Genomic DNA, 10,218 nt, shown 5'->3' with positions numbered 1-10,218 from the left:
CTTTTTTTGAGAAGACATCATGCCCTCAGCTGGTTCACTGTTACCGTGCTCATTGCATCCTCAAGGGATGGGGGTTAGGCATAGCCTAGTTGTGAAGAGTGTAATCGGATGAGCTGAGCATCGAGTGCGAGTGGGTCAGCGGTTCATCCTTCTGTTTCACCATTATCCGCAGCTGCTCAAGCATTTCTACCGCGCTGCACTAGTGTATGGAGAAGTTGACCGGATTCGGTGTCCCACAACCGCAAGGTGTTGTCAAAACTGCCACTGAGAATCTTTTTGCCATCTGAACTAAAGGCGATAGCAGTGACAAAACTTGTATGACCTTCTAGTTTATAGAGCAGTTGACCGGTTTCTGTGTCCCACAAACGCACTGTGTTGTCGTCACTCCCACTGAGAATCTTTTTGCCATCTGGACTAAAAGCGATATCAGTGACAAAACTTGTATGACCTTGTAAAAGATTCCTTTCTCTAACCTTATCTAAAGCTGCCAATAAGCTAGAATTAACTTCATTGATCACTCTTGGTTGCAAGGATTTTTGGTGATCTTGAATTTTAGCGGTTGATTCAATAGCTTGGAGCAATTCTTCTGTAGTAGGTTTTAATGATAGAGAATACTTGATATTAGCAGCTTGTGCTAGTAAGTCTGAGTTAATTGCCCGTTTACGAGATTGTAAGCCAAAATAAGTCGATAATACTAAACCTGTACCTAACCCCAGCATAACTGCGATCGCAACACCCCAATTTCGACGAGTATTGATGCTTTTTTGCCTGACGCTACGCTCCACAAACTCAGCTTCTACTTGGTTCAGCCAGTTATCATCAGAATTGAGTACCTTTTTCAACAAATCAAGACGAGGGTTAGCATTCCAAAGAAACTTTGCCTGTTGCTGGCTTTTCCACTCCTGGGCTGCGGGAGTCAACCGCCGTTGTAAAAATAAATTTTCCTCGTCTTTTTGTTTCCACTCCAGCAACCTTTGCCAACCCCGCACCAAAGCATCATGGGCTGGTTCTACATCAGGATTTCCCTCACTATCAAGTCCTTTTACTAATAACCGTGCTGTGCTAAAACGCTCAATTACTTCCTTAACTAAACCATTTTTTGCTGGTGGATATTCCAATTCTGATAACGGTACGCGCCTACGGGCTAATTCACCCCCAGTCAGAGCAACCATCCGCAGCATCACATGACGGATAACTTGCTCATAAGCGGGATTTTCTTGAACTAGCAAATGATACTCCTGATCAGCCCTTTGAGTTAGCGATCGCATTACTCCCCCCAATTCAAGATAATCGGTTTGAGTCAACGCCCGGTCAATAGTAATACCCCTGTATTGTGCCTCCCGTTGCCGCCTTAAATACTTGAGGAATAATTCACTCAAGGCAAAAGACAGTAGGGGTAATGCTCCGGGCATATCCGCCACTTCATCAATTAATTTTTCTACTAATTCGTGGGGTTGAAAATACATTACCCGTGCTTGAGCCGGTTTTTCTATCGCTTCGTTGAGTTCCCCTCGTGTCATCGCCGGTACAATCAATCTTCCACTTTGCCAAAGATTTATCAGTACCGTAGTTCCCAATTGATTTAGTACTTCCGGTGCCAACTTTAAGCCCACATCACAGATTTGGGGTTCAAAGTCAGACCGTAGGGATAGTACTACCCGTAATTTATCCCCATGGGCATTTATGGCTGTGAGTATCTGTTGGAAAAACTCCTGACGCTCATCTAAGTTTTGACAGAGTGTAATAATTTCTTCGCTTTGGTCAATAAACAGTAATAACTTAGAGTTGGGGTTATTCTTCGCCCAAACATCAATGCTCATTGCCAGGTTATGCTGGGGGTTTTGTGGCTCAACCCTTGGTAACTTAGCTTCAGTCAGCACATTATTTAATGGTTCCAAGGGAGTCTCACCAGGACGGATGGGTAGCAAAATACACCATTTCTCAGTCTGAGATTGCCGTAGTTTGGGAATTAATCCTGCCTTGACCAAGCTAGATTTACCGGAACCGGAAGCACCCAACACCACTGTTAAGGGATTAGCTTTGACAAAATCTTCTAACTTTTCTACTAGTAATGTTCTACCGAAAAACAGTGAACTGTGTTTCTCGTCAAAGGACTTTAAACCCCGATAGGGATTTTGTGACTCATCCAATGGTGGTGCTGGTGGTAAATTAAGTTCATGTCCCGGAGAAAGAAAGATATATTCTCCCTTATCGTGCTTATTTAAACACCAAATACCAGGGGTTTGGCGTATCCGGCATTTTTCTGTGGGAATTTCGACTCGATCCCGTAAATGTAAATATAATTCGGTGGCTGTAATTACCCCATCTCCAGGCGGTTTACCATTTTTGGCGGGAGGATAGATATCTGCTGCCCCTTCCAGTGCTTCTAATAATGCCGCTGCAAAAGGGGAATGATTGCCGACTTGACCGCGTACGCTATCTAAATTAAAGTTATCTAAAGCCTTTTGGTCAGAAGCTGAAGAAGTAATGATTTGCCAGGCTGGGTCAGTAATAAAACGGTCGTATCGTTCTTGGTGAATTACTTCTGGCGATGTGAGTAAATCCCTAGTATTCGACCATTTAAAAGCACCAGCAAAACAGCAGTCGAGGATACCCAAGAAATGACGACAGGGTAATTGAGTTAAAGCATCGTGTAACTTCGTCATGGGCAGATAACTATTAGTATCCCCGAGGGATGCATCTTGAGGAATTAAGTAACCCGCCGGGCCATCATCCCCATTGAGAGCGACTCCATGACCAGCAAAGTAAAATAATAAGCGGTCATTTTCAGTGACGAGTTCTGGTAAGGTATGGGATAAAAATTTGTGGAAGTTAGACAGAGTTGCCACTTCGTCTAGGCATTCCCAGACTTCGTAATCATGCTTCTCGCGGAGAATTTCTGCTAGTTTTTTGGCATCGTTTACGGCAGTGTTGAGGGGAGAAATGCCGTTGGTGTAGTTATTGATACCGGTGATAAATGCGAGATTGCGAGAAAACATGTTATGCTAAAAGCACTTATAAAGATAACTTTAATACTATTGATTGGGAGCATCAAATTTGGGATGCTCCCTATTTATTCCCCAGGATAATCTGTTAACTTTACGCAGAAATTATTAGTTTCGTAATAAATCTTTACAGATTGTCATTTTGAATTAATAATTTTGAATTTTGAATGGTCGGCTTTGCCTATAGCTTGACCTACGGTCAAGGGACTTGACCAATAGCTGCTACGGCGTTAAAAACTTTTATCTTTTGCAACTACTTCTTTACTTTGTCGCACAATTGCCTATCGCTCTCGCTGACATTAGGATTATTCTCCAAATAATGGCGCACCCAATCGCAAGTCTTCGCCATTAAAGAGTCTAAGTTTAAGTCTAGATTCCGGAAGAGTTTGATCCTGAAGAGTTTGATCGTGTTGTCAAGACTGCCAGAAGCCAAGGTCTGGCCATCCCGGCTGAAACTGACGCTATTGACAGCGCCATCATGCTCGATCAGGGTGTGGATTTCGGTTCCTGTCTGTAGATTCCAGTGTTTGATGGTGTTGTCATCACTGCCAGAAGCCAAGGTCTGGCCATCCCGGCTGAAACTAACGCTATTGACAATGTTAGTATGCCCGATCAGGGTGCGGATTTCGGTTCCTGTCTCTAGATTCCAGAGTTTGATGGTGTTGTCATCACTGCCAGAAGCCAAGATCTGGCCATCCCGGCTGAAACTAACGCTATTGACAGCGCCATCATGCCCGATCAGGGTGTGGATTACCTTGCCTGTCTCTAGATTCCAGTGTTTGATGGTGTTGTCATCACTGCCAGAAGCCAAGGTCTGGCCATCCCGGCTGAAACTAACGCTATTGACAGCGCCATCATGCCCGATCAGGGTGTGGATTACCTTGCCTGTCTCTAGATTCCAGTGTTTGATGGTGTTGTCATCACTGCCAGAAGCCAAGGTCTGGCCATCCCGGCTGAAACTAACGCTATTGACAGCGCCATCATGCCCGATCAGGGTGCGGATTACCTTGCCTGTCTCTAGATTCCAGAGTTTGATGGTGTTGTCATCACTGCCAGAAGCCAAGGTCTGGCCATCCCGGCTGAAACTAACGCTATTGACAGCGCCATCATGCCCGATCAGGGTTCGGATTACCTTGCCTGTCTCTAGATTCCAGAGTTTGATGGTCTTGTCAAAACTGCCAGAAGCCAAGGTCTGGCCATCCCGGCTGAAACTGAATCTCGTGACTCTGTTAGTATGCCCGATCAGGGTCTGGAGGGTCTGGAGGGTGAGGATTTTCCTTCTCGTCTCTACATTCCAGTGTTTGATGGTGTTGTCATCACTGCCAGAAGCCAAGGTCTGGCCATCGGGGCTGAAACTGACGCTAAAGACCAAGTCAGTATGCCCGATCAGGGTTCGGATTACCTTGCCCGTCTCTAGATTCCAGAGTTTGATGGTGTTGTCCTCACTGCCAGAAGCCAAGGTCTGGCCATCCCGGCTGAAACTGACCCTCCTGACAGCTTCAGTATGCCCGATCAGGGTGCGGATTACCTTGCCTGTCTCTAGATTCCAGAGTTTGATGGTGTTGTCATCACTGCCAGAAGCCAAGGTCTGGCCATCCCGGCTGAAACTGACCCTCCTGACAGCTTCAGTATGCCCGATCAGGGTGCGGATTACCTTGCCTGTCTGTAGATCCCAGAGTTTGATGGTCTTGTCACGACTGCCAGAAGCCAAGGTCTGGCCATCCCGGCTGAAACTGACGCTCTTGACATCGGAATTATGCCCGATCAGGGTGCGGATTACCTTGCCTGTTTGTAGATCCCAGAGTTTGATGGTCTTGTCCTCACTACCAGAAGCTAAGGTCTGCCCATCGGGGCTGAAACTGACGCTCTCGACATCGGAATTATGCCCGATCAGGGTGCGGATTTCGGTTCCTGTCTCTAGATCCCAGAGTTTGATGGTCTTGTCAAAACTGCCAGAAGCCAAAGTCTGGCCATCCCGGCTGAAACTGACGCTCCTGACAGCTTCAGTATGCCCGATCAGGGTTCGGATTACCTTGCCTGTCTCTAGATTCCAGAGTTTGATGGTCTTGTCACGACTACCAGAAGCCAAAGTCTGGCCATCCCGGCTGAAACTGAATCTCGTGATTCTGTTAGTATGCCCCTGCAAGCGGTTGCCTTTGCTGGCTTCATCAAGAACTTTCTGCAGGGCACTAATCACCTGTTGGTCCGATGCCTTGTGTTTTTGTAGGATTTTTCCTGCCTTAATCACCTCCACCAAAGCCTCCATGTCTTTATATTTAGCAAACAGAGACAAAGAAGAGCGAGCGATAGAATTGGCTTGAGTAATTTGAGAGTTTCTCCATTGCATCCAAACGGCAGCATAGAAAATCATTGCCACCAGAACTGAGCCAGCGATGCTCCAACCCACAATTGTGTTACTGCGTTTTTTTCTAACACTACGCCGCACAAACTCAACTTCTACCTGGTTTAACCAGTTGTCCTCAGAATTGAGTTTTTTATTCAATACATCGAGATAAGGATTGGCATTCCAAAGAAATTGTCCGGTTTTATCTCTCGAACCTTTTTGTATATCCGGTGTCCGTTGCCACAATCGAGCCAACTGAGTATTTTCGAGGGTGTTTATTTTGTTAAGAAAGTTTTCAGCAAGGTCAAGTCTCCCATCCAACCAATTAATTACAGCTTCAGCCAATGCTTCAAAACCGGATGATTGTTTTTTGCTTTTAACACTTTTCCACTCCACCGCCGCAGGAGTCAACCGCCGTTGTAGAAGTAAATTTTCCTCCTCTTTTTGTTTCCACTCCAGCAACCTTTGCCAACCCCGCACCAAAGCATCATGGGCAGGTTCCACATAGGGATTCCCCTCAGCATCTTGTCCTTTCACCAATAACCGTGCTGTGCTAAAACGCTCAATTACTTCCTTAACTAAATCATTTTTCCCTGGTGGATATTCCAATTCTGATAACGGTACCCGCCTACGGGCTAACTCACCCCCACCTAGTGCCACCATCCGCAGCATCACATGACGGATTACTTGGTCATAAGCGGGATTTTCTTGAACTAGCAAATCATACTCTTTATCTGCCCTTTGAGTTAGCGATCGCATTACTCCCCCCAATTCCATATAATCGGCTTGAGTCAAGGCCCGGTCAATAGTGATTCCTCTATATTGTGCCTCCCGTTGTCGCTGTAAATACTTTAGATAAAGTTCGCTCAAGGCAAAAGAAAGCAAGGGCAATGCTCCCGGCATATCCACCACTTCATCAATCAATTGTTCTACTAATTCGTCGGGCTGAAAATACATCACCCGTGCTTCTGCGGGTTTCTCGATTGCTTCGTTGAGTTCCCCTCGTGTCATCCCTGGTACAATAAATCGTCCCCAGTTAAGTTTTTCGCCGACAAACTTTAAGCCAGCATCCCTGACTTGGGCTTCAAAGTCAGAACGTAAGGTTAATACTACCCGTAATTTATCCCCATGGGCATTTATGGCTGTGAGTATCTGTTGGAAAAACTCCTGACGCTCATCTAAGTTTTGACAGAGTGTAATAATTTCTTCGCTTTGGTCAATAAACAGTAATAACTTAGAATTGGGGTTATTGTTCGCCCAAACATCAATGCTCATTGCCAGGTTCTGCTGGGGGTTTTGGGCTGCTACCTCTGGTAATTGGCTATTTTTTAAAGCATTATTTAACTGTTGCAAGGGCGTCTCACCAGGACGGATGGGTGACAAAATACACCATTTCTCGGTATTATCTTGCCGTAGTTTGGGAATTAATCCTGCCTTCACCAAGCTAGACTTACCCGAACCGGAAGCACCCAACACCACTGTTAAGGGATTAGCTTTGACAAAATCTTCTAACTTTTCTACTACTAATGTTCTACCGAAAAACAGGGCACTGTGTTTCTCGTCAAAGGACTTTAAACCGCGATAGGGATTTTGTGACTCATCTAATGGTGGTGCGGGCGGTAAGTTAAGTTGATGTCCCGGAGAAAGAAAGATATACTCGCCTTTATCGTGCTTGTTTAAACACCAAATACCAGGGGTTTGTCGCAGACGGCATTTTTCTGTGGGTATTTCTACTCGATCCCGTAAATGTAAATATAATTCTGTGGCTGTAATTACCCCATCTCCAGCCGGTTTACCATTCGTGGCACGAGGATAGATATCTCCTGCACCTTCTAGGGCTTCTAATAATGCTGCCGCAAAAGGGGAATGATTGCCGAATTGACCGCGTTCGCTATTTAAATTAAAGTTATCTAAGGCTTTTTGGTCACAGGCTGAGGACGTAATGATTTGCCAGGCTGGGTCACTAATAAAACGCTCGTATCGTTCTTGGTGAATTACTTCTGGCGAGGTTAATAAATCCCTAGTATTGGACCATTTAAAAGCACCAGCAAAACAGCAGTCAAGGATACCCAAAAAATGACGACAGGGTAATTGAGTTAAAGCATCGTGTAACTTGGTCATGGGCAGATAACTATTAGTATCCCCGAGTATTGCATCTTGAGGAATTAAGTAACCAGCCGGGCCATCATCCCCATTGAGAGCGACTCCATGACCAGCGAAGTAAAATAACAAGCGGTCATTTTCAGTGACTTGTTCCGGTAAGGTATGGGATAAAAATTTGTTAAAGTTAGACAGAGTTGCCACTTCGTCTAAGCATACCCAGACTTGATAACCATGCTTTTTGCGGAGAATTTCCACTAGTTTTTTGGCATCGTTTACGGCAGTGTTGAGGGGGGAAATGCCGTTTGTGTAGTTATTGATACCGATGATAAAGGCGAGATTTCGGGAAAACATTTTCTGCAAAAAGCACTTATAAAGATGACTTTAATACCCTTGATTGGGAGCATCAATTTTTGGCAAATATATCTTTTTATGTGGGCGGTCTAATGACCCTCACACAGCTGGGTTATAGTTTTTCAAAACTGGGATGCTCCCTATTTATTCCCCAAGATAATCTGTTAACTTTACGCATAAATTATTATTTACGTAATAAATCTTTACATATTGAATTGGCAGACAACCTCTAGTGTTATTGGCGTATATAGGGTTTATAAATGAGATGTAAACCTAGGAGGTAGTTTTTTACTGTCCAATAAAACTTCGTATCTGTTTCCCCTCCTGGGAGGGGTTAGGGGTGGGTTGCTCTCCCACAGGGGTAGGTTTTTTACATTAGGGTCAAACATGGGACTTAACCTCAGCATAGGAAAAGGAAAACAACGAATAAATGATGATTTTTAACGACAAATTAAGTACATTGTCTTGATGCAGCGCGGTCTTGGGGGAAACCCCAAGACCTCGCTGCATCGCTTTCTTATACCCCACACCCCACACCCCACACCCTAAACCCAACACCTGAGGTCTTTGTAAAAAACCTACCCTTATGAGGGATTGCTCTTGCCTCCTTACTAAGGGGGGTTAGGGTGGTATTCCTCTTGTATGCAAGCTTTTTTATACAAGAATTATGTTTACCTCTCCACCAACTGGATTGTTTTCAGAAGTGGGGTTAATGTTCAATACAGTAGACCTCTTGCAAAAGTATTTTTTTGATACTGTTTTCGTCAATTATTGTTACTGTTTTCTGTCTCCTGTCTCCTATCTCCTGACTTCTGCAAGAGGTCTAGTATTGAGGGAAAATTCCCCTACTACTTTGATAGAGTCGTTTTGGAATTGCTCAGATGCGCATTTGAGTTGCTGCAACTGATTAAAACTAAAGATGCTCAATCCACTCAGAGCCAGAATCACGACCGTTACACAGCTAATTAATCGACGGCTATCATTTCGCCTTTTTTGCAGAGTACGCCGCACAAACTCAGCTTCCACTTGGTTAAGCCAGTTATTATCAGAATTCAGTACCTTTTTCAACAAATCCAGACGAGGGTTAGTATTCCAAAGAAACTTTGCCTGTTGCTGGCTTTTCCACTCCTGGGCTGCGGGAGTCAACCGCCGTTGTAGAAGTAAATTTTCCTCCTCTAAATGTTTCCACTCCAGCAGCTTTTGCCAACCCCGCACCAAAGCATCATGGGCAGGTTCTACATAGGGATTCCCATCAGCATCAACTCCATTCACCAGTAACCGCGCATTGGTAAAGCGCTCAATTACTTCTTTAACTAAATCATTTTTCCCTGGTGGATATTCCAATTCTGATAAAGGTACCCGCCTACGGGCTAACTCACCCCCACCTAGTGCCACCATCCGCAGCATCACATGACGGATTACTTGCTCATAAGCGGGATTTTCATTAACTAGCGCCTCATATTCAAGATCTGCCCTTTGAGTTAGCGATCGCATTACTCCCCCCAATTCCATATAATCGGCTTGAGTCAACGCCCGGTCAATAGTAATACCCCTGTATTGTGCCTCCCGTTGTCGCCTTAAGTATTTCAGGTACAGTTCACTTAAGGCAAAAGACAGCAGGGGCAATGCTCCCGGCATATCCGCCACTTCATCAATTAATTTTTCTACTAAATCGTGGGGCTGAAAATACATTACCCGTGCTTGAGCCGGTTTTTCTATCGCTTCGTTGAGTTCAGCTCGTGTCATCGCCGGTACAATAAATCGTCCACTTTGCCAAAGATTTATCAGTACCGTGGTTCCGAATTGATTTATTACTTCCGGTGCCAACGTTAAGCCCACATCTGTGATTTGGGGTTCAAAATCAGAACGTAGGGTTAATACTACCCGTAATTTCTCCCCATGGGCATTTATGGCTGTGAGTATCTGTTGGAAAAACGCCTTACGCTCATCTAAGTTTTGACAGAGTGTAATAATTTCTTCGCTTTGGTCAATAAACAGTAATAACTTAGAGTTGGGGTTGCGTTTTGCCCAAACATCAATGCTCATTGCCAGGTTCTGCTGTGGGTTTTGGGCTGCTACCTCTGGTAATTGGCTATTTTTCAAAGCATTATTTAACCCTTGCAAGGGAGTCTCACCAGGACGGATGGGTGGCAAAATACACCATTTCTCTTGATCTTGCCGTAGTTTGGTAATTAATCCTGCCTTCACCAAGCTAGATTTACCGGAACCAGAAGCACCCAACACCACTGTCAGGGGATGAGCTTTGACAAAATCTTCTAACTTTTCTACTAGTGCAGCGCGGTAGAAATGCTTGAGCAGCTGCGGATAATGGTGAAACAGAAGGATGAACCGCTGACCCACTCGATGCTCAGCTCATCCGATTACACTCTTCACAACTAGGCTATGCCTAACCCC

3 protein-coding genes and 1 pseudogene are annotated in these 10,218 nt (G+C 44.8%); all 4 read right to left on the bottom strand.

The features are described 5' to 3' along the window. Nucleotides 1–176: 176 nt before the first annotated feature. A complete protein-coding gene (locus F6K46_RS35575) occupies nt 177–2,999 on the bottom strand; it encodes a caspase family protein (RefSeq protein WP_293067084.1) in 2,823 nt (940 codons plus the stop codon). Between the two features lie 259 nt (nt 3,000–3,258). Further along, entirely contained in the window at nt 3,259–7,803 is a 4,545-nt protein-coding gene (locus F6K46_RS35570; RefSeq protein ID WP_293067087.1) for a caspase family protein, read from the bottom strand. Nucleotides 7,804–8,184: 381 nt separating this feature from the next. Continuing rightward, nucleotides 8,185–8,313, bottom strand: coding sequence for a hypothetical protein (locus tag F6K46_RS35565; RefSeq protein WP_293067082.1), 129 nt, complete (start codon nt 8,311–8,313; stop codon nt 8,185–8,187). Between the two features lie 288 nt (nt 8,314–8,601). Continuing rightward, nucleotides 8,602–10,110: pseudogene (locus F6K46_RS35560) on the bottom strand (caspase); the annotation flags it as partial. Nucleotides 10,111–10,218 lie beyond the last annotated feature (108 nt).

This window comes from Moorena sp. SIO3E8 (assembly GCF_010692445.1).
GTDB classification, from domain to species: domain Bacteria; phylum Cyanobacteriota; class Cyanobacteriia; order Cyanobacteriales; family Coleofasciculaceae; genus Moorena; species Moorena bouillonii.
Note: the sequence above shows the minus strand (reverse complement) of the source record. Positions and strands in the feature narration are given on the sequence as shown.